Annotated in this window: 23 protein-coding genes; 12 read left to right on the top strand and 11 right to left on the bottom strand. The window is 70.9% G+C overall.

Features of this window, described 5'->3' with window-relative positions; genetic code table 11:
* From AX721_RS17355 to AX721_RS17330, 6 genes are all read left to right on the top strand, one after another.
* A partial coding sequence (locus tag AX721_RS17355) for a response regulator transcription factor (protein ID WP_197422622.1) occupies window positions 1-424 on the top strand: 424 nt, incomplete at its 5' end.
* 105 nt (window positions 425-529) lie between these two features.
* Entirely contained in the window at window positions 530-2,914 is a 2,385-nt protein-coding gene (locus AX721_RS17350; protein ID WP_068877243.1) for a M20/M25/M40 family metallo-hydrolase, read from the top strand.
* 28 nt (window positions 2,915-2,942) lie between these two features.
* Window positions 2,943-3,293 (top strand): arsenate reductase (glutaredoxin), encoded by a 351-nt coding sequence (gene arsC, locus AX721_RS17345; RefSeq protein WP_068877242.1) that lies wholly within the window; start codon window positions 2,943-2,945, stop codon window positions 3,291-3,293.
* A 128-nt stretch (window positions 3,294-3,421) separates the two neighbouring features.
* Entirely contained in the window at window positions 3,422-4,741 is a 1,320-nt protein-coding gene (locus tag AX721_RS17340; protein ID WP_068877241.1) for a M23 family metallopeptidase, read from the top strand.
* A 74-nt stretch (window positions 4,742-4,815) separates the two neighbouring features.
* Window positions 4,816-5,601, top strand: a complete 786-nt coding sequence (locus tag AX721_RS17335; RefSeq protein WP_068877240.1) for an SAM-dependent methyltransferase — start codon at window positions 4,816-4,818, stop codon at window positions 5,599-5,601.
* Between the two features lie 36 nt (window positions 5,602-5,637).
* Entirely contained in the window at window positions 5,638-6,018 is a 381-nt protein-coding gene (locus tag AX721_RS17330; protein ID WP_231733215.1) for a cytochrome c, read from the top strand.
* Window positions 6,019-6,057: 39 nt separating this feature from the next.
* Here the strand turns inward: AX721_RS17330 and AX721_RS17325 are convergent, their stop codons facing one another.
* Complete coding sequence (locus AX721_RS17325) at window positions 6,058-7,140, bottom strand: Zn-dependent alcohol dehydrogenase (protein ID WP_068877239.1); 1,083 nt, start codon at window positions 7,138-7,140, stop codon at window positions 6,058-6,060.
* A 118-nt stretch (window positions 7,141-7,258) separates the two neighbouring features.
* On the opposite strand from AX721_RS17325, the gene chrA reads away from it, so the two are divergent.
* Window positions 7,259-8,464 carry a chromate efflux transporter gene (gene chrA, locus AX721_RS17320; protein WP_068877238.1) on the top strand — a complete coding sequence of 402 codons (1,206 nt, stop codon included), beginning with the start codon at window positions 7,259-7,261 and terminating at the stop codon, window positions 8,462-8,464.
* On the opposite strand, the gene AX721_RS17315 is transcribed toward chrA, so the two are convergent.
* The 6 genes from AX721_RS17315 to ubiG form a co-directional block, all read right to left on the bottom strand.
* Window positions 8,461-9,387, bottom strand: a complete 927-nt coding sequence (locus AX721_RS17315; protein ID WP_156467220.1) for an alpha/beta fold hydrolase — start codon at window positions 9,385-9,387, stop codon at window positions 8,461-8,463. The two genes, chrA and AX721_RS17315, sit on opposite strands and share 4 nt — an antisense overlap.
* An 88-nt stretch (window positions 9,388-9,475) precedes the next feature.
* The gene (locus tag AX721_RS17310; protein ID WP_068877236.1) at window positions 9,476-11,089 is read right to left on the bottom strand and encodes a long-chain fatty acid--CoA ligase; all 1,614 of its coding nucleotides are present in this window, start codon (window positions 11,087-11,089) and stop codon (window positions 9,476-9,478) included.
* 120 nt (window positions 11,090-11,209) lie between these two features.
* Window positions 11,210-12,841, bottom strand: coding sequence for a DUF4166 domain-containing protein (locus AX721_RS17305; protein WP_231733216.1), 1,632 nt, complete (start codon window positions 12,839-12,841; stop codon window positions 11,210-11,212).
* On the bottom strand, window positions 12,838-13,275 hold the full coding sequence (locus AX721_RS17300; RefSeq protein WP_068877235.1) for a thiol-disulfide oxidoreductase DCC family protein: 438 nt from the start codon (window positions 13,273-13,275) through the stop codon (window positions 12,838-12,840). Before AX721_RS17300 ends, AX721_RS17305 begins: the two co-directional genes overlap by 4 nt.
* Window positions 13,272-14,075 (bottom strand): FkbM family methyltransferase, encoded by an 804-nt coding sequence (locus AX721_RS17295; RefSeq protein ID WP_068877234.1) that lies wholly within the window; start codon window positions 14,073-14,075, stop codon window positions 13,272-13,274. Before AX721_RS17295 ends, AX721_RS17300 begins: the two co-directional genes overlap by 4 nt.
* A gap of 46 nt (window positions 14,076-14,121) precedes the next feature.
* Window positions 14,122-14,880 carry a bifunctional 2-polyprenyl-6-hydroxyphenol methylase/3-demethylubiquinol 3-O-methyltransferase UbiG gene (ubiG, locus tag AX721_RS17290; protein WP_068877233.1) on the bottom strand — a complete coding sequence of 253 codons (759 nt, stop codon included), beginning with the start codon at window positions 14,878-14,880 and terminating at the stop codon, window positions 14,122-14,124.
* Window positions 14,881-15,000: 120 nt separating this feature from the next.
* Here ubiG and AX721_RS17285 point away from each other — a divergent pair, with 120 nt between their 5' ends.
* Window positions 15,001-16,248 carry an aspartate kinase gene (locus tag AX721_RS17285; RefSeq protein ID WP_068877232.1) on the top strand — a complete coding sequence of 416 codons (1,248 nt, stop codon included), beginning with the start codon at window positions 15,001-15,003 and terminating at the stop codon, window positions 16,246-16,248.
* Here AX721_RS17285 and AX721_RS17280 read toward each other — a convergent pair.
* Window positions 16,245-17,144, bottom strand: coding sequence for a hypothetical protein (locus tag AX721_RS17280; protein ID WP_156467219.1), 900 nt, complete (start codon window positions 17,142-17,144; stop codon window positions 16,245-16,247). The two genes, AX721_RS17285 and AX721_RS17280, sit on opposite strands and share 4 nt — an antisense overlap.
* Before the next feature lie 58 nt (window positions 17,145-17,202).
* Window positions 17,203-18,621: an MFS transporter gene (locus tag AX721_RS17275; protein WP_068877230.1), complete on the bottom strand. Its 1,419-nt coding sequence runs from the start codon at window positions 18,619-18,621 to the stop codon at window positions 17,203-17,205.
* A 51-nt stretch (window positions 18,622-18,672) separates the two neighbouring features.
* On the opposite strand from AX721_RS17275, the gene AX721_RS17270 reads away from it, so the two are divergent.
* The gene (locus AX721_RS17270; protein WP_082765384.1) at window positions 18,673-19,356 is read left to right on the top strand and encodes a metalloregulator ArsR/SmtB family transcription factor; all 684 of its coding nucleotides are present in this window, start codon (window positions 18,673-18,675) and stop codon (window positions 19,354-19,356) included.
* On the opposite strand, the gene AX721_RS17265 is transcribed toward AX721_RS17270, so the two are convergent.
* Entirely contained in the window at window positions 19,283-21,007 is a 1,725-nt protein-coding gene (locus tag AX721_RS17265) for an alpha/beta hydrolase (protein ID WP_068877229.1), read from the bottom strand. The two genes, AX721_RS17270 and AX721_RS17265, sit on opposite strands and share 74 nt — an antisense overlap.
* A gap of 135 nt (window positions 21,008-21,142) precedes the next feature.
* Between AX721_RS17265 and AX721_RS17260 the strand changes: the two genes are divergently transcribed.
* Window positions 21,143-21,817, top strand: coding sequence for a M24 family metallopeptidase (locus AX721_RS17260; protein WP_068877228.1), 675 nt, complete (start codon window positions 21,143-21,145; stop codon window positions 21,815-21,817).
* A gap of 4 nt (window positions 21,818-21,821) precedes the next feature.
* On the opposite strand, the gene AX721_RS17255 is transcribed toward AX721_RS17260, so the two are convergent.
* A complete protein-coding gene (locus tag AX721_RS17255) occupies window positions 21,822-23,198 on the bottom strand; it encodes a cytochrome P450 (RefSeq protein WP_082769865.1) in 1,377 nt (458 codons plus the stop codon).
* A 151-nt stretch (window positions 23,199-23,349) separates the two neighbouring features.
* Here AX721_RS17255 and ptsP point away from each other — a divergent pair, with 151 nt between their 5' ends.
* Window positions 23,350-25,611: a phosphoenolpyruvate--protein phosphotransferase gene (gene ptsP, locus AX721_RS17250; RefSeq protein ID WP_068877227.1), complete on the top strand. Its 2,262-nt coding sequence runs from the start codon at window positions 23,350-23,352 to the stop codon at window positions 25,609-25,611.
* Window positions 25,612-25,659: 48 nt separating this feature from the next.
* Window positions 25,660-26,696 (top strand): RodZ family helix-turn-helix domain-containing protein (locus AX721_RS17245; protein WP_068877226.1); only part of this gene is annotated, 1,037 nt, incomplete at its 3' end.

Below are 26,696 nucleotides of genomic sequence, written 5' to 3'. Positions count from 1 at the left end.
CGGCGCCGACGATTACATGACCAAGCCGTTCCACAAGGACGAGCTGGTCGCCCGCATCCACGCGGTGGTGCGCCGCTCCAAGGGCCACGCCCAGTCGGTCATCAAGACCGGCGACATCGTGGTGAACCTGGACGCCAAGACGGTCGAAGTGAACGGCATCCGCGTTCACCTGACCGGCAAGGAATACCAGATGCTGGAGCTGCTCTCGCTCCGCAAGGGTACGACCCTCACCAAGGAAATGTTCCTGAACCACCTCTACGGCGGCATGGACGAGCCCGAGCTGAAGATCATCGACGTCTTCATCTGCAAGCTGCGCAAGAAGCTGGCCGCGGCCGCCGAGGGCAAGCATCACATCGAGACGGTCTGGGGCCGCGGCTACGTGCTGCGCGACCCGCAGGATATGGGCGCGACCATCGCCGCCTGATCCGGCTCGACCTGCGAACACCGAACGCCCGGCCTCACCGCCGGGCGTTTTCGTTTCCGACGATACACTCTAGCGTAGCTCCAACGAGACTCGGGGGAGACGCGGATGGGTCGCTACCTGGCGCTGCTGATCGCGCTGATGCTCGGCTCGTGGATCGCCTTCAACGAGCAGCTCCTCCCGGAGTCGCGGCCTGTCGGCGCCCCTGCGAGCGAATTCTCCGCCGAGCGGGCGTTCGCCGACGTGACCCTCATGGCCGCGGAGCCGCATCCCATAGGCTCGCCCGCCAACGCACGCGTCCGCGACGCCCTTGTCGGCCGGATGGCCGAGCTGGGCCTGTCGCCGGAGGTTCGGCCCGGCGTGGGTGTCCAGATCCCTCGGCGCGCATCGGACCGGGTCTATGCCGGCGCCGTGGAGAACATCGTCGGCGTCCTGCCCGGCCGCGACCGCAACGCCCCCGCCGTGGCGCTGATGGCCCACTACGACAGCGTGCCCGCCTCGCCCGGCGCGGCCGACGACGCCATGGGCGTGGCGGTGGCCCTGGAGACCATCCGGGCCATCAAGGCGCGCGGAACCCCCGCCCGCGACGTGATGCTGGTGATCACGGACGGGGAAGAGGCGGGCCTCCTGGGCGCCAACCACTTCTTCCGCCGCGATCCGCTGGCCCGGCGCATCGGCCTGGTGATCAACGTCGAGGCCCGCGGCTCGAGCGGCCGCGTCAACATGTTCCAGACCAGCGCGCAGAATGGCGACCTGATCCGGATGTTCGCCAGCACGGCGCGCGACCCGTCGTCGTCCTCCCTCTCGGTGCTGATCTACGAGAAGATGCCGAACGACACCGATCTGACGGAGTCGCTGAGGGCGGGCATCGCCGGGCTGAACTACGCCATCATCGGCCGCCAGTTCGACTATCACAGCCCCACCTCGACCCCGGCGAACCTGGAGCGCGGCTCGCTGCAGGACATGGGGACCCAGGTCCTGGCCGCCACCGCCGAGACAGCCTTCGCCGCGCGGCTGCCCGAACGCTCGCCCAACGTCGTCTATTCGAACCTCTTCGGCGACACGGTGATCGCCTATCCGGTGTGGTTCGGCTGGGTGATCCTCCTGGTCGCCGCCGTGCTGCTGGCGTTCTCCGTCCGCTGGGCGCGGCACTCGGGCGAGTTCCCGGCCACCGACATCGTGCGCGGCATGGGCGCCCTCGCCTTCGCCGGCGTGGGGACGGTAGCCGTGCTGGAGTTCGCCCGGCGGCTGACCGGCGCGGGGTTCGGCTTCATCGAGCAGCGGTTCCTGCTGGCCCAGTCCGCGCCGTGGGAATGGGCGATCATGATGCTGTCGCTGGGCTTCCTGATGCTGGCCGCGGGCGACATGGCGCGCGGCCGACGCTGGATGGCGTCGATCCCCCTGGTGCTCGGACTGGCCGCCTCGGCCTTCGGCGAGATCGACTGGATCGGCATCGTCTCAGGCGTGGTCGCCGGCGCCATCGGGGTGTTCGTCTACAGCCGTCCGGCCAGCCGCAAGGGCGCCTGGGCCGGCGCGCTGATCCTGGGCCTCATCCTCGCCACGATCCTCCAGGTCGCGGCGCCCGGCGCGGCCTATGTCATCGCCTGGCCGCTGCTGGTGGCGGCGATCGGCGCGGCCGCGACGGCGCTCAGCGCCAAGCGGGGCGTCCTGCCCATCGGGCTTCTGGTGGTCCTCGCCGCGGCGGCCCTGGGCTGGCAGGGCGGCATCTCGCACTTCGCCTACGAGGGCATGGACCTGATGCCCCTTTTCGCCATCCAGATGATCACCGCGGGCCTCGTTCTGTGGCCCCTGGCGCAACCCGACACCGGCGCCCAGAAGGGCCTGGTGATCGGCGGCCTGCTGCTGGCCGGCGGCCTGGCCATGACGCTCATCATCCGGGCGGAAGACCCGTGGACGCCCCGCTACCCGCAGGTCAGCTACGTGGGCTACCACGTCGACCAGGACACCGGCCGGGCCTGGCGCTACAGCCCGCCGAAGCTGAGCGGCCCGTGGACCGACGCCGTCCTGCGGGCGGAGGGCGGACCCGTCGAGCGGCTTTCGCACTGGGCCTGGCGACAGCCGATGCTCGCCGCCAGCGCCCCGCCGGTCGCGGAGGCGGCGCCGGCCATCACCCTCGCCAAGGTCGCGAACGGGACCCTGCAGCTTTCGGCCGCGCCGCCAGCCGGCGCTCGGACTCTGGAGCTGCGCCTGCGGGCCAGCGCCGGCGGTCAGGTGACGCGCATCGCCGGCGTTCCGATCGAGCTGACCCTGCCCAAGGGCGAGTGGGTTCGCGTCTACTGGCAATCGGCCGGGACGGGCGTGGAGATCGGCGTGCGTCCCGCGGGCGCGGGTCGGCTCGACGTGCGCTACGTGGCCGCGTTCGACCGCTGGCCGACCGGAGTGGCCCCCCTGCCCCCGCGGCCGGCCGACCTGATGCCCTGGGACAGCTCGGACTCGACGTTCGTCTCGGGGACCCGTTCGTTCACTTGGTGAACCGCTCGCCAGGCGCTAATGGGGCGGCATGAGCCGCGTCACGATCTACCACAACCCGAACTGTGGAACCTCGCGCAACACGCTGCAGCTGCTGCGCGACAAGGGCGTCGAGCCGACCGTGGTCGAGTACCTGAAGGCCGGCTGGACCAGGCCGCAGCTCGAGGACATCCTGAAGCGGATGGGCGCCGGGGCGCACGATATCCTGCGCACCAACGGCACCCGGGCGGACGAGCTGGGCCTCACCGATCCCAGCGCGTCCGACGAGGCGCTGATGGCGGCCATGATCATCGACCCGATCCTGGTGAATCGGCCTATCGTCGTCACCGACAAGGGTGCGGCGCTCTGCCGGCCCGCCGAACTGGTCCTGGGTCTCCTCTGAGACAAATCGACCGGGTGCGCGGCTCGCCACGTTCCGGTCATCTAAAACGTCGACTGCTGGGGCGCCGGGGGGCGCTTTCCCGGCCCTGAAGCGTCCAGGGCCGCGCATCGGTGGATACCGGGGGTGCGATGCAGATCTATAAGTCGGGCCGATTTCCCGTTCGTCTCGCCCCGGCCCTGACCGGAGGCGCCGTGGCCGTCTGCGCCGCCCTGGTGGGCTGGCAGGTCGCCTCGCGGCTGGACAAGCCTGAGCCGGTCGCCCTGGCGCCCGAGGCGGTGGCGGCCCTGCAGCATGCCGCCTTCACCCAGGCCGAGGCCCAGCCCGGCTATGCCCGCTCGCGGAATGTCGAGGTCAAGGTGCGGCCGGGCGAGACGCTGGAGCGAGCCGTCGAGCGCGCCGGCGTCACGGCGGAGGAGGCGCGTCAGGCTGTCGAAACCCTGGGCCGGGCGATGGACACCATCCACATCAAGGCCGGCATGGCGTTCGACGCCGCCGTGGCCCAGCCGCACGGGGACGACCGGCCCGCGCGGCTGGTGGGCCTGGCGCTGCGCACCGGACCGGCGACGGCGCTCACGCTGACCCGCACCTTCGACGGGGCTCTGCGGCTGCGCGCGCTGGAGGAAAAGGTCACGGCCGAGACCACCGTCGCCGACGGCGAGATCCAGGGCTCGCTCTACGAGAGCGCCCAGCGCCTGGGCGCAACCCCCGCCATCACCGCCCAGGTGGCCAAGCTGTTCGCCCACAAGCTGGACTTCCAGCGCGACATCCAGCCCGGCGACGACTTCCGCCTGGTGTTCGACCGCAAGGTCACCGAGAGCGGCCGCACCATCGAGACCGGAGACCTGGAGTACGCCGAACTGCACGGCGTGAAGTTCTTCCGCTTCGAGCGCGACGGCGGCGAGGCGGAGTACTTCGACGAGCATGGCAAGAACATCCGCGGCTTCCTGCTGCGCACGCCGGTGGACGGGGCGCGGCTGACCTCCGGCTTCGGCAAGCGGCGACATCCGATCCTGGGCTATGCCCGCGCCCACCAGGGCATGGACTTCGGCGCCGGCTCGGGCACGCCGGTGCTGGCCGCCGGCGACGGCGTGGTGGTGCGCGCCGGCCGTTGGGGCGGCTATGGCAACTGGCTGCAGATCCGGCATTCCGGCGGCTGGGACACCGGCTACGCGCACCTGTCCCGCTACGCCAAGGGCCTCAAGCCCGGGATGAAGGTGCGGCAGGGCCAGGTGGTGGCCTATGTGGGCTCCACCGGCATGTCGACGGGCCCGCACCTTCACTACGAGGTCTGGCAACGCGGCAAACGCGTGAACCCGGTCGGCGCCAAGGTTCCGCAGGGCACAGTGCTCGCGGGCGCCGAACTGGCCCGCTTCAAGGCGCAGAAAGGGCGGGTGGAACGCCTGCTGGCCGAGGGCGGAGCGACGAACCGTACGATGGCTGCCCGCTGACCTTGCGCCGCGGGGGCTTCACGCGTAGCTGACCGCCGACGGCGGGGGGTGAGCTTATGGGCGTAACGAAAACCGTGGCGAAGATGGTTCGAGACCTCGTCGCCCGGTGGCCCGCCGAGCCTGGAATCGACCACCTCTATCGGGCGCTGCGGCTGTTGGGGCAGTGGCGCTCAAATATCCTGGCCAACACCTATGTCGCGCACGAGGGCGCGCGCATCTGGGGCGGCCCCTTCGCGGGGATGGAGTACGTCAGCACCGCGAGCGAGGGAGCGCTGATTCCGCGCTTGTTGGGCGCCTACGAGTCCGAGTTGCACCCGCACCTGGCCACGCTGGCGGCCGAAGGGCTGGATTGCGTGATCGATGTCGGCTGCGCCGAGGGCTACTACGCCGTGGGGCTGGCCCGGATGATGCCGGACGTCACGGTTCACGCCCGCGACATCAGTGACAAGGCGCGAGCGCTCTGCACCGATCTGGCCGCCAGGAACGGCGTGAGCGACCGGGTGATCATCGGCGGCGAATTCAGGCCGCAGGACTTCGAGGCGTTCGCCGGCAAGCGGGTGCTCGTGATGGTCGACGCCGAGGGCGCTGAGGTCGACATACTGCAACCGGACCTGAGCCCCGCCCTGGCGCACATGAACATCATCGTGGAGACGCACGACGTCTTCCGCCAGGGAGCTCTGGCGACGATGCGCGCGCGGTTCGAGGCCACACACGACATCGTGCAGGTGGACACTGGCGCGAAGCGACTGGACGGCCCGCCATGGCTGATGGAATGGAACCACCTCGACCAGTTGCTGGCGGTGTGGGAGTGGCGGCTCCGCCCTACCCCCTGGCTCGTCATGCGCCCGAAGGGGAGCTGACCGGTCCGAACCGGATCGCCGCTTCGCCGGAGCAACTTGACCCGCGTCAAGGCGCGCGATCCGGCCGGCTGGTGTCATGGCCCCATGAGCCGAATTCTGCCGACCGCGATCGCGATGGCGCTGGTTGTGGCCGCGACGGCGGCGCGGGCCACCGACCCTCCGTCACGAGGGGAAGCGCTGTTGCAGAGGCATTGCAGTGGCTGCCACGCCGTGGGCCGCACGGGCGACAGCCCGAAGCCCCCGGCCCCGCCGCTGCGCGAGCTGCATCAGCGCTATGCGCCGGAGATGTTGGGAGAGGCTCTGAGCGAAGGGCTGCTGACCGGGCATCCGCTGATGCCCGAGTTCCGGTTCGAGCCGGACGAGGTCCGCGAGATCATCCGCTACCTGGACTCCATCCAGACGCGGCAACCGGCGTGACGGTGGCCGGCGGCGCGGGGCCGCCGGCGCTGGACGTCATCAGGCGTCGAAGACGATGACCGAGCGGGCGACCGCGCCCGTCTTCATTTCCTCGAAGGCCTCGTTGACCTGCTCGAGCTTGATGCGGCGGCTGATCATGTCGTCCAGGTGCAGCTTGCCGGCCATGTAGGCGTCGACCAGGCGCGGCATGTCGACCGGGAAGCGGTTGGAGCCCATCAGCGAGCCCTGGATGCGCTTCTCGCCGAGGAAGGCGGCGCCCATCAGGCTGATGGTCTGGCCCACCGGGATCATGCCGATGACGTTGGCGGTGCCGCCGCGGGCCAGCATGTTGAACGCCTGCTCGGCCGTGGCGGCGAGGCCGATGGCCTCGAAGCTGTGCTGCACGCCGCCGCGGGTCATTTCCATGACCGTCTTCACCGCGTCCGGGCCGCCGAGCACGAAGTCGGTGGCGCCCATGGACTTTGCCAAGTTCTCCTTACCCGGCGCCATGTCGATGGCGATGATCCGGCCGGCGCCGGCGATCGCCGCGCCGTTGATCGCCGCCAGGCCCACGCCGCCGCAGCCGATGACCGCCACGGTGTCGCCCGGGCGGACGTTCGAGGTGTGGATCACGGCGCCCACGCCGGTCATGACGCCGCAGCCGATCAGGGCGGCGCGGTCCAGCGGCATGTCCTTGCGGATCGCCACGCAGGCGTTCTCGTGGATCAGCATCTGCTCGGCGAAGGACGAGAGGTTCAGATACTGCAGCATCGGGCCGCTGGCGCTGGCCAGGCGCGGCTCGTCCTCGTCGCGGCGCTTGGTCTCGGGCGAGACGCAGCGGGCCATGTGGCCCGTGACGCAGTGGTCGCAGTGGCCGCAGAAGGCCGAGAGGCAGGTGATGACGTGGTCGCCCGGCTTCACGCTGCGGACTTCGGAGCCCACCGCCTCGACGACGCCGGCGCTCTCGTGGCCCAGCACCGCCGGCATGGGGTGAGGATACTTGCCCTCGATGAAATGGAGATCCGAGTGGCAGACGCCCGCCGCGGCTGTGCGGATCAGCACCTCTCGCGGGCCCGGCTTCGAGATCTGCACGTCCTCGATCTGAAGCGGCTTGCCCACTTCGCGCAGCACGGCGGCCTTCATGGTCTTCCCTCTTCCTTACTTGGTTTGCGAGAAGCCTTATCGCCGTTCAGATGGGGCTGGGAAGTCCCTATCGCCGAAACGGGTCGACACGGCGGCCGTACCCGACCATCTAGGCGTCATGGATGCCGCCCAGCCTGCAAAGGCCGTCTCCACGCTCGACGTGTTCCTGGCGTTCCTCAAGCAGGGCCTGACCGCGTTCGGCGGCCCGGTGGCGCACCTGGGATACTTCCGGAGGGAGTTCGTCGAGAAGCGGGGCTGGCTGTCGGACGCCGCCTACGCCGACCTCGTGGCGCTCTGCCATTTCCTGCCCGGCCCGGCGTCCAGTCAGATCGGCATGGCGATCGGGATGCGCCAGACGGGGCTGGCCGGGGCCCTGGCGGCCTTCGCCGGCTTCACCCTGCCGGCGGCGGTCCTGATGATCGCCTTCGCCGTGGTCGCGCCGGGTCTGATGCTGCGCTATGGCGACGGTTGGATCCACGGACTGAAGATCGCGGCGGCGGCGGTGGTGCTGCAGGCGATGGTGCAGATGGCCCGCACCCTGGCGGTGGGCCCGGTTCGCGCCGGCATGGCGATCGGCGCGGCCGCGGGCCTGGTGGTCGCGCAGAGCCCGATGGCCCAGATCGCCGCCCTCGTCGCCGGCGGCCTGTTCGGGCTGGCCTTGCTACGGGACCTCCCGGCCGAGGCCTCGCCCGACGATGCTTTCGAGACGGTGGACCGGCAGAGCGCGCTGCTCGCGCTGGGCCTGTTCGTCCTGCTGCTCGTGGGCCTGCCGGTGGCGGCCAGCCTGCTCAACAACCCCGGGCTGGGCCTGGCCGGCGTCTTCTACCGCATCGGTTCGCTGGTGTTCGGCGGCGGCCACGTCGTCCTGCCGCTGATGGAGCGCGAGATCGTGGACCGGCGCTGGCTGGACCAGGACACCTTCCTGATGGGCTATGGCCTGGTGCAGGCCCTGCCCGGGCCGTTGTTCAGCTTCGCCGGCTTCGTCGGGGCGGCGCAGCGGTATGGGCCCGGCGGGATCGCGGGCGGCCTGATCGCCCTCTTCGCGATCTTCCTGCCCAGCCTGCTGCTGATCACGGGCGTGCTGCCGTTCTGGGACGGACTGAAGCGCCAAGCCTGGGCGCGGGGGGTCCTGGCCGGCGTCGGCGCCATGGTCGTCGGCGTGCTGGCTGCGGCGTTGTGGGACCCGGTGCTGATGGCCACCGTGCGGCGCCCGGCGGACTGGGCCCTGGTGGCCGCGGCGTTCGTCTTCCTCCACGTGGCCAAGCTGCCGCCCTGGCTGGTGGTGATCGGCTTCGCCGTGGCGACGGGGACCCTGCTGGACTAACTCGCCTGCAGCGGCGTGGGCTTGCCCAGCTTGATCGGCCAGAGCTGGGGCAGCTTGGGCCAGCGGAAGGTCCAGCCGGCGCCCCGCTGCGGGATGCAGGATTCCAGCGCGGCGATCAGGATCTCGGCGGGTCCGTCGTTCAGGAAATGGTTGGCGCCTTCCGTGCGGACGACGCGGATGGGCCGGCGGGTGACCGTTTCCTCCGCCAGCTTCTCGGCCGCCTCCAGGGGCGCGAAGTCGTCCTTGTCGCCGTGGATCATGTGGATCGGGATGTTCAGCTTGGCGAGGGCCCGCTTGGCGTGGCGCAGCTGCGGCTTCTGGCCGGTGACCTCGATGACGGCGTGGCGAAGGTCGCGCGGAATCATCTTCAGCGCCTTGCCGCCCAGGTCCAGCAGCCAGCGCGCCGTGGGCCCTGCTTCGCCGAAGAACCCGGACAGCAGGACGAGCCCTGCGACCTTCCCGGGGTTCTGCTCGGCCATGATGGAGGCGATGGCCGCGCCATAGCTCTGACCCACCAGCAGCACCTTCTGGCCGGGCCGGGCCTTGAGCACAGGGGCCAGGGCCTCGGCCTGGACCCGGATGTCGGTGACGGGGTGCAGCGGCTCCGACGCCGCATAGCCCGGCCGGTCCACCACGATCATCTCGCGGTCCGGCGGCAGCTCGGCCAGGGTCTCGGCCCAGTATTCGGCCCAGGAGGGAGCGCCGGTGATCACCACGATCTTCCACGGGGGCGGCAGGACCCGCGGGGTCTCCAGCGCCGAGATGCGCCAGCCGTGGCCGCCGCCCGAGACGAAGCTGGTGCGTCGGACCACGTCCTCGGGATAGTCGGCCGACGTCGGAACGTGCTCGGTTCGCCCCTTGGCGGCCGCTTCGACCGCGGCCCAGCCCATCGCAATCAGTCCCTTGGGACGTTTCCTGGCCACGCCCGACCTCCAACTGGCTCTACAGTGTCACCTGGGAAGCCTAACGCACGGTGCAAGCCCGGAGTTCTGTGAGCTTTCGGTCATCCGCTCATCCGGCGGGCGCCTGTGTCGCCAGCGCCTCACGCAGCTCGCGTTTCAGCACCTTGCCGGTGGGGCCGATGGGCAGGGCCTCGACGATCCGGACCTCGTCCGGCGTCCACCACTTCGCCACCCGCTCGGCCACGTGGGCCTTCAGCGCCTCGGGGTCGGCGGTCTGTCCGGGGCGCAGGGTCACCAGCAGCAGCGGCCGCTCGTCCCATTTCGGATGCGGTACGCCCACCGCGGCGGCCATGGCGACCGCGGGATGCGAGCAGACGGCCTCCTCCAGATCGAGGGTCGAGATCCACTCGCCGCCCGACTTGATCACGTCCTTGGCCCGGTCGGTCAGGCGCAGGTAGCCCTCGGGATCGATCGTGGCGATGTCGCCGGTGTCGAACCAGCCGTCGGCGGTGAAGGCGGCCGCGCCGTCCTGCTTGAAATAGGCCGAGGCGACCCAGGGGCCGCGCACCTGCAGGGCGCCGGCGCTCCTGCCGTCGCGGGGCAGCGGCCGGCCATCCTCGCCCACGATCCGCAACTCCACGCCCCAGAGCCCTCGCCCTTGCTTCAGCTTGCGTTGCAGCGTGGCTTCCGGCGTCTCCGCCGCGTGACTCGGCAGGGCGGTGTTGATGACGCCGAGCGGCGAGGTTTCGGTCATGCCCCAGATCTGGCGGACCTTGCCGCCCAGCCGATCCTCGATGCGCGCGATCAGCGCCGCCGTGGGCGCCGAGCCGCCGACGGCGATGGTCTTGACCGTCGTGATCTGGCCGCCGGTCTGGTCGAGGTGATCGGCGACGCCCACCCAGATGGTCGGCACGCCCAGCAGGAAGGTGACCCGCTCGGCCACGATCAGCTCGGCGATGCTGGGCCCGTCCAGCGCGCGGCCCGGCAGCACCAGCTTGGCCCCGACCAGGGGCGCGGCGTAGGGCGTGCACCAGGCGTTGGCGTGGTACATCTGGGCGCAAGGCATCACCACCTCGCGGGCCGACAGGTCGAAGGCGTCGGGCAAGGCCAGGGCCAGGGCGTGCAGCACCGTGGAGCGGTGCCCGTAGAGCACGCCCTTCGGATTGCCCGTGGTGCCGGAGGTGTAGCAGAGGCCCGAGGCCTGCCGCTCGTCGAGGTCCGGCCAGGCGAAATCATCGTCCTGCGCCGCCAGCAGGTCCTCGTAGACCAGGACGCCGGGCGGAGCGTGAGCGGCGTCCGTCATCGCGACGAACGTCTTCACCGTCGCCATCCGCGGGCCGATCTCGGCCACGAGGTCCGAGAAGGTGATGTCGAACAGCAGCAGGCTGTCCTCGGCGTGGTCGGCCACCCAGACCACCTGGTCGGGGTGCAGGCGCGGGTTGATGGTGTGCAGCACCGCCCCGATCCCGGTGACCGCGAAATACAGCTCGAAGTGGCGGTGGGTGCTCCAGGCCAGGGTGGCCACCCGCTCGCCGGGTTTCACGCCCAGGGCCAGCAACGCCTTGGCCATCCGCTTGGCGCGGGAGAGCGCGTCCGCATAGCCGTAGCGGTGGATCGGCCCCTCGACGGTCCGCGTCACTACCTCCCGGTCCCCATGGTAGAGCGCGGCGTGCTCCAGGATCGACGGCAGCGTGAGCGGGCGATCCATCATCAGGGCGAGCATGGGTGGCGGGTCCTCCGGATTCTGAGTTGGCCGGACGGTAGCGCATCGGGCGCGGGCTGCTTAGCGGAAGTATGGACGCCCATGGGAACGCGGGACCTGCGAACGCCGGACCCAGCGTCGCTAGCGGAGCCGGCCGGCGTAGGCGAACAGGAGGCCGGCAAGAGGCGCCGCCACAGCCACGCTGAAGCGGTACATGCCGCCTGCTTCGAACGCGCGGGCGCGGATGCGCGGGCGCAGTAGGCGTGGCAGAGGGAGCGGGCCCAAGCGACAGTCGACGAAGCGCCAGCGGAAACCGTGCGCGTAGGTCTCGGCCTCGAATGCAAAGCAAAGCGCGCCAAAGCGCTCCTCGAATCGCCCGATTTCGCGGCCGGGCCCCAGGTGCGAGCTGAAAGCCCCAGAGCCGAACGCGCGAGTCCAGATCTCACCCTCCGCATCGGGCGCCACGGCCACGTCAAGCCGGGGGTAGCGGCCCGGCCTGGGCAGCCCGAGCATGGCCCGGCCCAGGGTCGCCAGCAGGTTGCGGGCGCCCCGCGCGCGGCCACGCCCCACCAGTTGCTGGAGTCCGGCGGCGCCATGGATGCGGCGGACCTCCGGCGGAAGGCTGTCGAACCGGTCGCCAAGCACCCGGCGGAAGAGCACGGGCTCGTCCTGCGCCACGACGAGGGTGTCCGTGCGGATGGGCAGGTGGGCCAGTTCCGCCATGATCGCGTCGAGGTCGAGCAGGCCAACGCAGGCCCGAGCGCCGCGCGCGGCGATCGAGCCGGCGGCAAGGCCGCGCAGCACTGCGGCCGCTGCGGCGACCGGCACGTTGGGTCCGGCCCCGGCGTCCGCCACCAGCGACCATCGGGCACGGCGGGGACGGCCGTCGGCGCCCTCGCCTGCGGCCTCCGCCACCATGCCTCCGCGGTCGGACCCGAAGGCTGCGGCGAATCCAGCCGCCACGCGCAACGGGCCGGCGAGCGGAACCAGATTGGGCGCCAACCCCCATCGGACCGGCCAGCTCAGTAGCCATAGGCCAAGGTGCATCCAGCTGAGCGCCAGCCCCGCGAGGAACAGGCCATCTCGGCGCACGCCGAAGCGATCCGGGATCGTGTCGAGGTCGGGCGTGTCGCAGAGCGAGGCCCACCGGCGACCGAGGCCGGGAAGGTACACGCGGCGCGGGCCGCTCCAGCCCGGGCGTTCGGTCCAGCCTCCCCCGGCGAAGACGCGAACCGGACGGCCGACATAGGACAGGATGGCCGCCACCACCGAACGGCCGCGCGGCGCGCGCGCTCCGGGGGAAATCGTCACCCGCGCAGTGTCGACGGCGCGCCAGCCCGCCGTGAGCCGGTCGAGAGCGGCGGCGGAGAGCGCAGGCGTCGAGCTGGCGCCCGTGACGGCGAGGACACCGGCGGCCCGGGCTTCCGCATCGAGGGCCGCAGGGAAGCCCGCAACGAAGTCGCGGCCGTCGGCGATGTCGACGTAATGGGCGCCCGCGGCCACGGCGGCCCGCGCCAGCGTCAGGTCGCTGGCCTGGAATGGACCGGCGACGTCGACGACGGCCCACGGGGCCAGGCTGGCTAGGTCCGGCGCCTGGCGGTCTAGCGCGACCGCCTCGATCCGCGCGGGGCCCTTGAGTTCTCGGGCTAGCGTTCGAACCTGCTCCATGTGACGGGCCGCCAGCACGAGGTCCACGTCCCAGCGCGCCAGCAGGCGGGCGAGGCGCGCGCCGAACGCCCCTGTGGCGCCGACCAGCAGGATGCGCCGCCTCAAGCCCAGCCCGTCGGAGGTTCGAGGATGAAACGGGCCCGCTGTTCCGCCGTCGGGACCATGCAGGCCGCCTTCTTGCCCATCAGCCTGTAGCGGTTGCGGGCGAGCAGAACGTAGGCGGAATCACGCCAGGCTTTCGGGATCAAGCGCAGGACGGCGGCGAACGACCAGGGTGGGCCCAGGCGGCGCGCGAGAGCAAGGATCGCGTCGGAGGCTTGCAGCGGGCGGCCGCCCTCGAAGTAGAGGAAGCTGTCGGGGTTCTCGAGATCGAGGCCGTACTTCGCTGCGATCGCCCGGCCGAACGGCGACTGGAGCGGCGTGAAGCGCATAGCACCCTTACGGTCGGCCCGTAGCGCGAACTGCACCGAGGCCGAGCAGAAGTTGCAAACACCATCGAAGAGCCAAAGGCCGTCGAGGGTGTCCGGCGCATCGCTCACGCCGCCATCCGGGCCTTGAAGACGCCGTCGGGGAGGCGGGCGGCGCGGTTGGGGTGGATGAAGAAGTAGTCCTTCCAGGGCAGGCCCTCGACCAGGGTCGTGCGCTCCTCCAGCCGGTCGCCGTTCAAGGCGAACATGCGGTAGCCGCGGTCGCGGAAGATATCGAGCACCGCTTCGCCCGAGGCGCCGAAGCGGGCCTGGAGCATGTCGGGATGGATCTCGAGCAGCACGTGCGGGAGGTCCCGGTCGAGGATCTTCAGCGCCCCCATGAGCGCCCGCAGCTCCGCCCCTTCGATGTCCATGCGGATGAAGTCGACCCGGTCGATCCCGTGTTCGCCGCAGAAGGCGTCGAGGGTGATCACGGGCGTGGGCTGGACGTCCATGCCGGTGTCTTCCAGGTCCGGCCGGGCGGGGCCGTTCGGGCGGGTCTCGGCCACGTAGGCATAGGCGCGGCCCATGCGCCCCGAGGTTTTCTTGGGGGTCACCAGCAGGAGCTCGCCCGGCTTGTCGGCCACGGCGGCGTGGACGGCGGTGACCTGCTTGCCGATCCGGTGCCAGGCGACGGCGACCTTCAGCACCTCGAAGGCGAAGGCTGACGGCTCGAAGGCATAGATGCGCGCCTTGGGCGCCACCTGGGTCATCACATACGAATGTCGCCCATCGCTGGCGCCCACGTGCAGGCACACCGGGGCGCCCGAGAGCAGGTCGGCGAGATACGGGGTCTCGGGCTCATGCTTGGCCCACGTCTTGTTCCGCCGCCAGGCGCGGAAGGCGTGCCCGAGCACGCGAAGCGAAGGCATGGATTCTCCTAAACCGCCCCAAGGCCCTGCGAACCGGCGCGCCCCGTCACGCCGCGTCGCGGACCACCGTCATCATGTAGTTCACGTCCGTGTCGGCCGATTCCGTCCATCGGCCGGTAAGCGGGTTGAATACGACGCCGAAGGGGCCGTCCACAACGACCGGCTGGGACGACAGGAAGTCGCGGATTTCGCTGGGCTTCAGGAACTTCGACCAGTCGTGGGCGCCCACCGGCAGCCAGCGCAGGACATATTCCGCGCCGATCTTCGCCAGGGCGAGCGCCTTGAGAGTCCGGTTGAGGGTGGCCACGATCATCAGGCCGCCAGGCTTCAGCAGCCGCGCGCAGTCCTGGAGATAGGCCTCAGGATCGGCCACGTGTTCGATCACCTCCATGTTGAGGATCACGTCGAACGGCGGCTCGCCGGCGGCCAGCAGCGCCTCGGCGGTGGAGGCGCGGTAGTCGATCTCCAGCCCCTGCTCGGCGGCGTGGGTGGCCGCAGTGGCGATGTTGCGCTCGGAGGCGTCGACGCCGGTCACCTGGAACCCGAGCCGGGTCATGGGCTCGGACAGCAGGCCGCCGCCGCAGCCGATGTCGAGCAGGCGCAGGCCCTGGAAGGGGCGCCGGGCCGCAGGGTCGCGGCCAAAGCGGTAGAGCGCCTGGTCGCGGATGAACGCCAGCCGGACGGGATTGAACTTGTGCAGGGGCGCGAACTTGCCGCGCGGGTTCCACCACTCCGCCGCGATCCGCGAGAACGTCTCGACCTCGGCAGGATCGATGCTTGAACGGGCGGGGCCTTGGGAAGTCATGCCCCCTTCTACCCCGCCCGGCCGCGAAAACGAAAGATTCCGGGCGTTGCCGTACGCGCCGCGCGTCGCTAGAACGCTGCGCCCTTCGGCGGCGCAGCAACGGGTACCGATCGCAAGTCCATGTCACGCCTGGTGATGAAATTCGGCGGCACGTCGGTGGCCGATCTGGAACGCATCCGGCGCGTGGCGCGGCTGGTGAACGCCGAGGTGGAGGCGGGCCACCAGGTGGCCGTGGTCGTCTCGGCCATGGCGGGCAAGACCAACGAGCTGGTGGCCTGGACCGACGGCGCGGGCGCCGCGGCGCAGGGGCTGACGCCCTCCGACGACGAATACGACGTGGTGGTCGCCTCCGGCGAACAGGTGACCGCCGGCCTCCTGGCCATGACCCTGCGCAACATGGGCGTGCCGGCCCGCTCGTGGATGGGCTGGCAGATCCCCATCATCGCCGACGACGCTCACGGCCGGGCCCGCATCGACGAGATCCCGCCCGAGAAGCTGGGCGCGGCGCTGGACGCCGGCGAAGTCGCGGTGATCGCGGGCTTCCAGGGTGTGACCCGGGATGGCCGCATCGCCACCCTGGGCCGCGGCGGTTCCGACACGAGCGCAGTGGCGATCGCCGCGGCGCTGGAGTGCCCCTGCGACATCTATACCGACGTGGACGGGGTCTACACCACCGATCCCCGGATCGAATCCAAGGCCAGGAAGCTCGCCAAGATCTCGTACGAAGAGATGCTGGAGATGGCGTCCCTGGGCGCCAAGGTCCTGCAGACCCGCTCGGTCGAGATGGCCATGGCCTATCATGTGCCCGTCAGGGTGCTTTCCAGTTTTGTCGAGCCCGGCGAAGCGCCCGGCCAGGGCACCATCGTGTGCGACGAGGAGGAGATCGTGGAGAAGCGGATCGTGAGCGGCGTGGCCTACAGCCGCGACGAGGCGAAGATCAGCCTCTTCGGCCTGCCCGACCATCCGGGCGTCTCGTCGGCGATCTTCGGCGCCCTGGCCGACGCCAACGTGAACGTGGACATGATCGTCCAGAGCCACGCGCGCACGGCGGACACGGCCAACATGGAGTTCACCGTCGGCCGGCGGGACGCGCAGCGCGCCGTGGAGATCATCCGCGCCAACCAGCCGCAGATCGGGTTCGAGGACGTGCGCGTCAACGAGGACGTGGCCAAGGTCTCGGTGATCGGGGTCGGAATGCGCAGCCACGCGGGCGTCGCCAAGTCGATGTTCCAGGCGCTGGCGGAAAAGGGCGTGAACATCCAGGTGATCTCGACGTCCGAGATCAAGATCAGCGTACTCATCGACGCCGCCTACACGGAATTGGCGGTGCGCGCGCTGCACGCCGCCTACGGTCTGGACCAGCTCTAGCCAGCCGCCCAGGCGCGGATCACGCCGCGCTCGGCAAGCCCGGCCAGCAGGCGCTGGACGTTGCCGGCGTTCTCGGCCAGCAGCCGGCGCATGCCCGGCCGGTCGAAGGCCTCCTCCGGGATCAGCAGTCCGGCGGCCGTGCGCACGCACAGACCGTCCTCGACCAGCTCGGCGCCATGCCGCCGGACGGTCTCGGGCGACAGCTTCAGGGTCACGGCGATCTGGCGCACCGAGGTGGCGCGGCCCCGCCCGCCCGCACGGCCCTCGTCCCGCAGGGCGGCGGCCAGCAGGGCCACGAGGGCCAGCACCGAGATCACATTGCCGGCCTCGCGCATCAGCCCCTCGGCCGCGCGCAGGATGTAGTCGGCCAGCAGCCGGGCAGCCGCGCGGATGGGAATGGCGTCCGTGTCGAACGCCGGCGGGGGAAGGTGTTCGACCAGTCCGGCGGCGTCCAGCTCGCCGTAGAAGCGGCGCAGGCGTTCGTGCCCCTCCATCACCGACTGGATATAGCTGGGCGAGGCCAGGAAGCTGGCCGGGACGACCGCGCCCTCGGCCGAGAGGTGGCACACCTGGGCGGCGGCCAGGCGGCGAATGCGGCGACGCACCGTCTCGAACGGCAGGCCCAGGGAGGCGGCGACCGCGTTCATGCTCACCGGCCGGCGCTCGCCGTCGGGCGCCGGGGTGTCGAGAGAGCCGTAGCGCGCCCGGGCGTCGTGGTCGCGGGTCAGCGGGGCGATGTTCGCCTGATTGATCGCCAGGACCAGCAGGGCGTCCAGGGGGTCCAGCCCCCCCACGCCCGTCGCCATCTCGTCGAGCAGGAAGGCGAACGACAGGCCTGCGAGAACCCTGTCTCGCCGGGTCATCGTCTCGGGGTCGCGTTCACCGGTGGGACTCACGCGGCGGATCAAAGCCGCGCTTCAATCGAAATGCAATCCTAGGGCGACCCAAACACCCCTAGGGGGCGACGGCTTTGGCCGCGCCGGTCATCCGGAACGTCGCCCAGGCCCCGACGAGGGCCAGAGGGATCACCGCGGCGAACACCCAGAAGCCGGCGCCGCGGGCGCTGGCGTCGGTCAGCCCGTCCGAGAAGCCCACGAGGTTGGCTGCGACGCCCGAGATCGCCGCGCCCGCCGCGCCGCCGGTCTGGCGCACCGCCATGATGGCCGACGAGCCGATGGCGCGATCCTCGTCCGACAGCGCCGCCAGGAGCCGGCGGCTCATGAACGCCCACGAGAAGCCGAACGCGGCGCCCAGGAGCGACCCTCCGGTCAGCACCCAGGCGATATGCCCGTCGGCCATGGTCAGCGCCAGGATCACCAGGCTGATCACCAGCAGGACCACGCCGAGCCGCGTCCATCGGGCGTCCCAGACGCCGGTCGCCCCGGCCACCGCCATGGCCGAGACGGTCCAGGCCATCGACTCCGCGCCGACCGCATATCCGGCCACGAGAGGTGAATAGCCGCGCAGGTGCTGCAGGATCGGCGGGCCGTAGATCGCAAACCCCATGGAGGCCGCGGTGAGGGCGAACATGCCGAGGTAGCCTGAGCCGCAGACCGTGGAGAGATCCCCGGCCCGATGCGGCAGCAGGCGGATGCGTGCGCGGGCGTCGATGCGCACCACGAGGACCAGGATCGCGAGGCCGGCGGCCACCAGGCCGACGGAGCCGAGCGCGGTCGGGGCAAGGTCGGCCACGGCGATGGCCGCCACAGCCAGGCCCAGCACCGCCAGCTGCAGCCAGGGTATGCCCGGCCCGCCGGAGGGCTTGGCCGCCCGACCCAGCAGCCAGAGCGTGGCGAGGCTGAAGACCGCCGCCTGCCCTGCGAAGAGCCAGAAGACGTCGCGCCAGTGGCCCGCTTCCACCACCACCCCGCCGAAGAGGGGCCCCAGCACCGTGGCGATGCCCCAGACGAAGGTCACCGCGGCGAACACCCGGGCCAGGTGGCGCTCCGGGAACAGCATGGCGATGGCCACCATGGCGAAGCCTGAGATCCAGCCCGAGCCCAGGCCCTGGACCAGCCGCCCGGCCAGGAACCAGCCCACGTCGGGCGCGGCCGCGCTCATCACGCACCCCACCACCATCACCACGCCGGCGAGCGCGGTGGCCGAGCGAAGGCCGAACATCTCGGAGAGGCGGCCGGAGCTGGCGCCGGCCAGGATGGCGCCCACGAAGAAGCCGGCGGTGGCCCAGGAAAAGTAGGCGTAGCCGCCCAGGTCGGCGCCCACGCTGGGCAGGATGGTGGCGGTGACGAGGCTGTCGGCGGCGTTGAGCCAGACGCCCAGGCAGATCAGGGCGAAACGCGGCAGCCGGCCTTCGGCCAGCAGATCGCCCCAGCTGTTGGCGCGCGCGTCGGTCTTTTCGACAACCTCGGGCATGTCAAATCAGGTAGACGGCGCTCGCGGATTTTGCAATCATCAGATTGTCAAATGCACACGCCCGCCGACCGCATCCTTTTCCATCTGAAGAGCCGGGGTCCCGCCGAGACCCTGGGCCTGGCGGGCGCGCTGAATATCAGCCGCCAGGCGGTCCTGCAGCACCTGGAGCGCCTGGTCGGCGACGGGCTGGTCGGCCACCGCGACGAACGCCGCGGCGTCGGCCGACCCCGGCGCATCTGGTCCCTGACGCCCGCAGCCCAGGCGCGGTTCCCCGACACCCACGCCCAACTCACGCTGGAGATGCTGGCCGCCGTCCGCGCCGAGTTCGGCGAGGCGGGGGTCGAGCGGATGATCGCCCGGCGCGAGGCCACGACGGCGGAGAGCTATGACCAGGCGATGGCCGACGCGGAGGGCCTGGAGGCCCGCGTCGCCCGCCTGGCCGAGATTCGGACGGCGGAAGGCTATATGGCCGACTGGTCGCCCGACCCTGGCGGCGGCTTCCTCCTCGTGGAGAACCACTGCCCGATCTGCGCGGCGGCGGCCGCCTGCCAGGGATTCTGCCGCGCGGAGCTGATGGTGTTCCGCCAGGTGCTGGGGCCCGGCGTCGAGATCGAACGGACCGACCACATCCTGGCGGGCGCGCGGCGCTGCGCCTACCGGATCACCGCTTCGCCGGCGCCCCCGGAAGCTGCGGCTCGAATCCCGGCTGCCAGTGGTTCGCCGTTCCCGAGGTGATGTACCAGCTGATCAGGACGGCGCAGATCAATGCGCCCGGGACGTAGGAATTCGTCCGCCGGTAGGTCCAGGCGCCGATCACGCCGACGATCGCCAGCAAAGGCACGAACTGGATGGCGACGATGACGTTCAGCGGCTCGGTCGGGGTGGCCAGCAGGCCGGTGGCGAAGAGGGTGGCGTACTCCCAGACGACCAGCGCCAGGAAACCCAGCGCCATGGCCGTCTTGCCCCAGCCGAGGGCCGCCATGAGCCCCTCGCCCTTCACCGGGATGGCGGCGGCGAAGGCGCGCATGGCGACGAGGAAGAACAGGCTCCAGAGGATGAGGTAGCCGGGCAGCTGCATGGCCCGCACGGTGTCCAGCGGCTTCAGCCCCAGCACCCAGAACCGGTAGTCCACCTTGAACAGACGATCCACCAGGACGAGGGAGCCGTAGGCCACGGCCATGGTCACCACGGTGATTGCGATCGCCACGCCCCAGCGGTTGGTGAAGGTCGCCTTGCGCCGGATCACGAGGCCGATCATCAGGGTGAGCACCGCCGTGCCCAGCGCCCAGACCAGGAGCTGGTTCTGGACCCACTGCGGGAAGACCGCCATCGGGAAGAAGAGCTGCCCCACCTTCATCAGGGGGAAGTAGGTCAGCGCCGGCAGGGCCGCGGTGAGGACCAGCGAGGTCCACCAGCGCCGGTCCCGGCGTTCGGCGACGGGCTCCGCGGGATGGTTCAGGTCGGCGAAGAACCGGCTGCCCAGCAGCAGGTCGAAGGTGGCCAGGATCAGGCCGACCATGCCGATGAAGGCGACCAGCGTGCCGACCACCTTCCAGATCCAGACCTGCCCGGGGAGCGAGGGCGTCTGCCCCGGCCTCAACGTCGCCTCGAACCAGTCGACGGCGCGTCCGACGCCGGAGCCGGAGAAGTGCTCCCAGGGGTGGGTGATCGGGGGATTGTAGAGGACGCGCGCCGTGCCCCCGGCGACGTCGCCGTAGATGCGGCCCTCCATCACCGGCGCGGTGACGCCGAAGAGGGCCTGCAGCTTCCTGGACTCGCCGATCTGCGAGCCCTTGGGCACGCCCCACATGAGGCCGGCGAACTCATCGTACTGGCCGAAGACGACGGCGAGGTTCTTCGGGTCGGTCGGCGCCTTGGCGCCCAGGAGGCCGGGGGTCGAGCCCTCCAGCACGATGGACCGGTAGGCGTCGGGGTGCTCGGCGGCAGCCGCCAGGATCGGCCCGCCGCCCATGGAGTGGCCCTCCAGCCCGACATTGGCCTTGTCCACGAACGGCAGGCTTCTCAGGTAGCGCAACGCCGCCGGGCCGCCGAAATCCGCCGTGCCGACGATCCCGCCGGAATAGCCGTGGCCCGTCATGTCCATGGCCAGGACCACGAAGCCGCGGCGGCTGAGCTCGATGGCGAACGGGCTCTGCATCTCGCGGGTGTTGATGTAGCCGTGACTGGCCAGGACCGCCGGCACGGGCCTCGCCGCCGTCGCCGTGGCGGGGACGTACAGGAGGCCGGAGACGGTCACGCCCTGTTCGGCGGCGATCCGGACCTCGGAGACCTTCACCGCGCCGCCGGACGTCTGCACCCGGTGGGCCAGGAACGACCCGCCCAGGATCAGCGCCCAGGCCAGCGCAAACGCGAGCCACTTCCGCATGGCCACCCCTCCCCGCCCTTATCGTTGGCGGGACGATGCGCCCGGCCGCGCGCAAGCTCAAGCGGTGTCGGAGGGGGCTCGCGCCGCGCTCCAGAATGATATAAGGATTTCTTTATATCACTCTCGGAGTCGTCCATGTCCGTCGCCCATCCCCGCCGCGAAGCCGTCGGCGAGGCGTTCTCGCTCCCCGCCATGATCAAGGCCCGCGACCTGACCTTCGAGGCGGTCCGCCGAATCGCCGCGGAGATCCGCCCCGGCGTCACCGAGGGCCGGGGCGACGAGATCGCCCAGGAGGTGCTGGAGGCCATGGGCATGGACCGGCTGTGGCACCGAAACGTCGTGCGCTTCGGCCCGGGCACCACCGAGACCTTCCATGCCGACTTCCAGCCGGACTATGTGCTGCAGGCGAACGACATCTTCTTCGTGGACTTGGGCGCCGTCTGGGACGGTCACGAGGGCGACGCGGGCGACACCTTCGTCGTCGGCGACGATCCGGAGATGCACGCCTGCGCCCAGGCGGCGCGCGACCTGTGGGACGAGGTGGCGACCCAGTGGCGGGAGCATGGCGTCACGGGCGAGGCGCTCTATCGGTTCGCCGGCGAACGCGCGGCCGAGAAGGGCTGGCGGCTGAACTGGGAGGTGAAAGGCCACCGCGTCTCGGACTTCCCGCACGCGATCTACAAGGCGGGCGCGCTGGGCGACTTCGACGGCGTGCCGGTCTCCGGCCTGTGGATCCTGGAGATCCAGATCGCCCATCCGACGCGGCCGATCGGCGCCTTCTACGAGGACCTGCTGATCCGGGCCGGCTGAGCGCTCAGCGCAACCGAAGGGTCATGGGCATCCCGCCCTGGGGCCGCATGGAGACGCGCATGACCGGGCGGATGCGGTGGCCCGGGTCGGGCTCCAGGGTGGCGCCGCGGACGAGCGTGGCGAGGATCGCGACGGCTTCGGTGAGCGCGAAGGCTTGGCCGATGCACACCCGCGGCCCCCCGCCGAAGGGCAGGTAGGCGAACCGGGGCCGGCCGGCGCTCTCAGACGGGGCGAACCGGTCCGGGTCGAAGGCGTCCGGGTCGCGCCACAGCCGCCGGTGCCGGTGGATCGCGTAGATGGGAATGAAGATGAAGGTCCCCTTGGCCACCGGATGGCCGCCGGCCTCGGTGTCCTCGGCGCACATGCGGCTCATCAGCGGCAGGGAGGGGTAGAGGCGCACCGCCTCCTGCACGACCTGGCGGGTGAAGGTCAGGCGCGCGACGTCGGCGTCGGTCAGGCTCGCCTCGCCCGCGACCTGCGCCACCTCGGCCCGGACCCGCGCCGCCGTCTCGGGATCGCGGCCCAGCAGGTAGAGGGACCAGGTCAGCGCCAGCGCGGTGGTCTCATGGCCGGCGGCGATGAAGGTCAGGAGATTGTCGCGCAAGAGGACGTCGTCCATCCGCCGGCCGCTCTCGGGGTCCTGCGCCTGCATCAGGAGGTCGACGAGGTCGCCGCGCGGCGGCTCGCGGCGGCGGCGCTCGACCATCCGGTCGACCATGGCCTTGAGGAACACCATGGCTCGCTGGCCCCGCGGCGCCAGGGCCACCCGCGTCCAGGTCGGCCACTGCAGGAGGTCGGCGGGCGTGATCTTGCCCAGGGTCTCCAGATAGTCGGTGATCTTGCGGGCGGCGGCCTCGACGTCGATCCCCTCGCCGCCCGACAGCATGGTGTCGAGGATCACCTGGAAGGTGATGGCGGTCATCTCGGTGGCGATGTCCAGCCGGGCCCCCTCGCCCCGCTCGCGCCAGCGGGCGAGCGCCGCCTCAGCGGCCGCGACCATGGCCGGGGTCATGGCGGCGACGTTGTCGGGCCGGAACCCCGGCGCGGCCGCCCGCCGCTGCCAGCGCCAGTGCTCGCCCTGGGCGGTCAGCAGGCCCTCGCCCAGGGCCGGCTTGGTCACCCGGTCGAACATCCAGTCCTTGGGAAAGGCCTCGACCTTGTCGAGCAGGATGTCCTTCAGCATGGCCGGGTCGCAGGCGTAGAGGAAGGTCTGCCGCTCGTCGCCCCGCTGGTAGAACGGCTCCTCGTAGACCGCCCGGGGCCAGGCCTCGATCGGGTTGTCCAGGAGCTTCCAGAGCGCGTGGAAATAGGGCAGCGGCGCGTCCGGCGGCTCCACCGCCGGTGGGATCAGTCGAGGTCTGGGGAGATCGTCGAGGGCCACCCATCTAAGCTAGCGACGGTCAGTGGCCGCCGCCATGCCCCATGGCTGTGCAGTTTCGTCGGCCGCAGCAAAACCGGCCTTTGGGTCTCGGTTCTGAAAGATAAAACTGTTAGGGACCCGGCAAAGGATAAGGGAGGATCGTTCGCGTAGAATGGCCGCATCCGTCGCCATACGTGGACAGCGGAGCCTGCTTCGGCAGATCCGCGAGGCGCTCGCCGGGGGCGGCCCCGCGCAGCAGCGCCTGGACATGGTCGTGCGGATCATCGCGCTCTCCATGGTCGCCGAGGTGTGCTCGATCTACCTGCGGCGCGCCAGCGGCGAGATGGAGCTGTTCGCCACCGAGGGCCTCGACCCCAACGCCGTCCACGTGACCCGGATGAAGCCGGGCGAGGGCCTGGTGGGCGAGATCATGCGGATGGGCCGGCCGCTGAACCTGGCCGACGCGCCCGAGCACCCCGCCTTCTCGTATCGCCCGGAAACCGGCGAAGATCCCTATCACGCCTTCCTGGGCGTGCCGCTGCTGCGCGGCGGGCGGGTGATCGGCGTGCTGGTCGTCCAGAACCGCACCGAGCGGGTCTATTCCGAGGACGAGGTCGAGGACATCCAGATCGTCGCCATGGTGGTGGCCGAAATGGTCGCCTCGGGCGAACTGATCAGCGTGGGCGAGCTGGAAGGCGTCGAGCTGGCGCCCCGGCGGCCGGAGCGGATCAAGGGCTCGAAGTTCGCCGACGGCCTGGCCTATGGCGTGGCCGTCCTGCACGAGCCGCCGGTGGCCTCCTCGCAGCTGCTGTCCGACGACGTGGTGGCCGAAGAGGCGCGGCTGCAGGCGGCGCTGGAGGCGCTGAAGGCCCAGATCGACAAGATGCTGGAGGGCCAGCACGGCCTGGTCGACGCCTCGTACGACGTGCTCGACACCTACCGCATGTTCGCCCACGACCGGGGCTGGAACCGCAGTCTCGAGGATGCGGTGAAGAACGGGCTGACCGCCGAGGCTGCGGTGGAGCGGGTGCGTTCCGAGCACCGCGCCCGCCTGGGCCAGGCGCGCGACCCCTATCTGCGCGAGCGGCTGCACGACCTCGAGGACCTGAACGACCGGCTGCTGCGGCACCTGTCGGGAGATGGCAGCGTGGCGCGCGATCTGCCCGAGAACGCGATCCTGGTCGCCCGGAACCTGGGTCCCGCCGACCTGCTGGAATACGACCGCACCAAGCTGCGCGGCCTGCTGCTGGAAGAAGGCTCCTCCGCCTCTCACGCCGCCATCGTCGCCCGCGCGCTGGACATCCCCTGCGTCGGCCGCCTGAACGGCCTGCGCGACAAGGTTTCCGAGGGCGACCCGGTCATCGTCGACGCCGAGACGGGCGAGGCCTACCTGCGTCCCCGCCCCGACGTGGCTACCGCCATCAAGGCGCGGATGGACGTGCGCCGGCAGCGGCAGGCCGAGTTCGCCAAGCTGCGCGACACCCCGGCCTTCACCCGCGACGGCGTGAAGGTGACGCTGCTGATGAACGCCGGCCTCGACGTCGACCTCGAGAGCCTCGCCGACACCGGCGCCGAGGGCATCGGCCTGTTCCGGACCGAGTTCCAGTTCATGGTCTCGGAGGAGATGCCCCGGTTCAACGCCCAGACGGCGCTCTATTCCCGCGTGATGGACGCGGCCGGCGACCTGCCGGTGACCTTCCGCACCCTGGATCTCGGCGGCGACAAGGTGCTGCCGTACATGGAGGCCGAACGCGAGGAGAACCCGGCCTTGGGATGGCGTGCGATCCGGATGGGCCTGGACCGCCCGGGCCTGCTCCGCCTGCAGCTCCGCGCCCTGATCGCCGCTTCGAAGGGCCGGCCGCTGCGGATCATGTTCCCGCTGGTGGCCAGCGTGGACGAGTTCCGCGCCGGCCGTGCGCTGGTGGAGACCGAGGTGGCCTGGGCCCAGCGCCGCGGCCGCCCGGCGCCTTCGCGCCTGGACGTGGGGGCGATGATCGAGGCGCCGTCGCTGATCTGGCACCTGGACGCCCTGCTGCCGATGACCGACTTCGTCAGCGTCGGGACCAACGACCTGATGCAATACCTGTTCGCCGCCGACCGGGGGAACCCGCGGGTGGCCGACCGCTACGACTTCCTGTCACCGCCGGCTTTGCGCGCCATGGAGGCGATCCAGCGCGCCTGCGCCGAGACCGGCACGCCGGTCAGCGTCTGCGGCGAGATGGCCGGCCGCCCGCTGGAGGCCTTCGCGCTCACCGCCATCGGCTTCGAGCGACTGTCCATGCCCCCCGCCGGCATCGGCCCTGTGAAGCAGATGGTGCTGAGCTGCGATCGGGAGGCCGCCCGTCGCGGCGTTTCGGCCCTGCTGAAATCGTCGGCCGGCTCGGTTCGGAACGAGATTGAAACCCTCGCGCGCAAACTCTACCTCGCCGTCTGATCCTCGCCCGAATCCCTAGACACTGTGACGGCGACGGCAGGAGCCCGCGTGTTACGCAGACGCACATCCAGGAAGGCCGAGACGGCGCGCGGACGACTTCGCGCGGCGCTGAACTTCGGCGCCCCGGATGCGCCGCCGCCCGCCGAACAGGCCAGCCAGGAGCCGCCGGGGCCCGTCGATCCGCTGCATGCCCATGAGACGCTGGGCGAGGCGTTGCGGGCGATCCGCCAGGAAAAAGGCCTGACCCTGCCCGAAGTGGCCGAGCGCACTCGGGTGCGGCGCTCGTACCTCGAGGCGATCGAGGCGATGGAGCTGGACGCCCTGCCGTCCCGCCCCTTCACCATCGGCTACATCCGCGCCTACGCCACGGCCCTGGGCGTCGACCCCGACCTGGCCACCGAGCGGTTCAAGAGCGACGAGCCGGTGCTGGAGGAGGCGCTGCGCGCGCCGGTGGGCATGATCGACGAGAAGGACCCCCGCGTGGCGGCCTTCCTGATCGGCGCCCTGATCATCATCGCCGCCATCGTCCTGTGGAACGTGGCGCAGCGGGCGATGATGGCCGCCGCCCCGCCCCCGCCGCTGGCGCCGCCGGCGCAGACGGCCAAGGCCCTCACCCAGATGAAGTCCGGGACGGTCGAGCTGGGCTATCCCCTGCCCGCCCCGGTGGAATCCACCACGCCGCCGCCCTACGAGACGCCAGGGCTGGCCGCCGCCATGGGACTGAAGGCCGACCCGAACGCGCCCCCCGCGGTCGCCCCGCCGCCGACGCGGCTTGGCGAGCCGCCGCCGGTGGACCTGGCGTCGCTGCCCACCGTGTTCACGCCCAAGGGGCGCGTCTATGATTCGGGCAATCCACGGCTCACGTCGGTGGTGACCGTCCAGGCCATCAAGGCCGGGGCGCTGATCGTGCGCGGGGCGGACGGCTCGGTCTATTTCGCCCGGCAACTCGCCAAGGGGGAGGCTTACCGCATTCCCCAGCTGCCGGGCCTCACGCTGGACGTCTCCTCGCCCCAGGACTTCCAGGTGTTCGTGGGCGGGCAGTCGAAGGGCGTCCTGCCGGCGCAGCAGGTGCTGGCCTCGAAACT

Origin of the sequence: Phenylobacterium sp. CCH9-H3 (genome assembly GCF_001557235.1) — a bacterium.
GTDB lineage: Bacteria > Pseudomonadota > Alphaproteobacteria > Caulobacterales > Caulobacteraceae > Phenylobacterium.
Note: the sequence above shows the minus strand (reverse complement) of the source record. Positions and strands in the feature narration are given on the sequence as shown.

What these genes read in the sequence shown, in the direction of transcription:
- AX721_RS17310 (WP_068877236.1), bottom strand. Translation starts at nt 11,089, where the DNA reads ATGCTCGCCCTGATGATGGATCGCCCGCTCACGCTGCCGTCGATCCTG.
- AX721_RS17265 (WP_068877229.1), bottom strand. Translation starts at nt 21,007, where the DNA reads ATGCGGAAGTGGCTCGCGTTTGCGCTGGCCTGGGCGCTGATCCTGGGC.
- AX721_RS17285 (WP_068877232.1), top strand. Translation starts at nt 15,001, where the DNA reads ATGTCACGCCTGGTGATGAAATTCGGCGGCACGTCGGTGGCCGATCTG.
- arsC (WP_068877242.1), top strand. Translation starts at nt 2,943, where the DNA reads ATGAGCCGCGTCACGATCTACCACAACCCGAACTGTGGAACCTCGCGC.
- ubiG (WP_068877233.1), bottom strand. Translation starts at nt 14,880, where the DNA reads ATGACTTCCCAAGGCCCCGCCCGTTCAAGCATCGATCCTGCCGAGGTC.
- chrA (WP_068877238.1), top strand. Translation starts at nt 7,259, where the DNA reads ATGGATGCCGCCCAGCCTGCAAAGGCCGTCTCCACGCTCGACGTGTTC.
- AX721_RS17275 (WP_068877230.1), bottom strand. Translation starts at nt 18,621, where the DNA reads ATGCCCGAGGTTGTCGAAAAGACCGACGCGCGCGCCAACAGCTGGGGC.
- AX721_RS17350 (WP_068877243.1), top strand. Translation starts at nt 530, where the DNA reads ATGGGTCGCTACCTGGCGCTGCTGATCGCGCTGATGCTCGGCTCGTGG.
- AX721_RS17260 (WP_068877228.1), top strand. Translation starts at nt 21,143, where the DNA reads ATGTCCGTCGCCCATCCCCGCCGCGAAGCCGTCGGCGAGGCGTTCTCG.
- AX721_RS17295 (WP_068877234.1), bottom strand. Translation starts at nt 14,075, where the DNA reads ATGCCTTCGCTTCGCGTGCTCGGGCACGCCTTCCGCGCCTGGCGGCGG.
- ptsP (WP_068877227.1), top strand. Translation starts at nt 23,350, where the DNA reads ATGGCCGCATCCGTCGCCATACGTGGACAGCGGAGCCTGCTTCGGCAG.
- AX721_RS17270 (WP_082765384.1), top strand. Translation starts at nt 18,673, where the DNA reads ATGCACACGCCCGCCGACCGCATCCTTTTCCATCTGAAGAGCCGGGGT.
- AX721_RS17340 (WP_068877241.1), top strand. Translation starts at nt 3,422, where the DNA reads ATGCAGATCTATAAGTCGGGCCGATTTCCCGTTCGTCTCGCCCCGGCC.
- AX721_RS17325 (WP_068877239.1), bottom strand. Translation starts at nt 7,140, where the DNA reads ATGAAGGCCGCCGTGCTGCGCGAAGTGGGCAAGCCGCTTCAGATCGAG.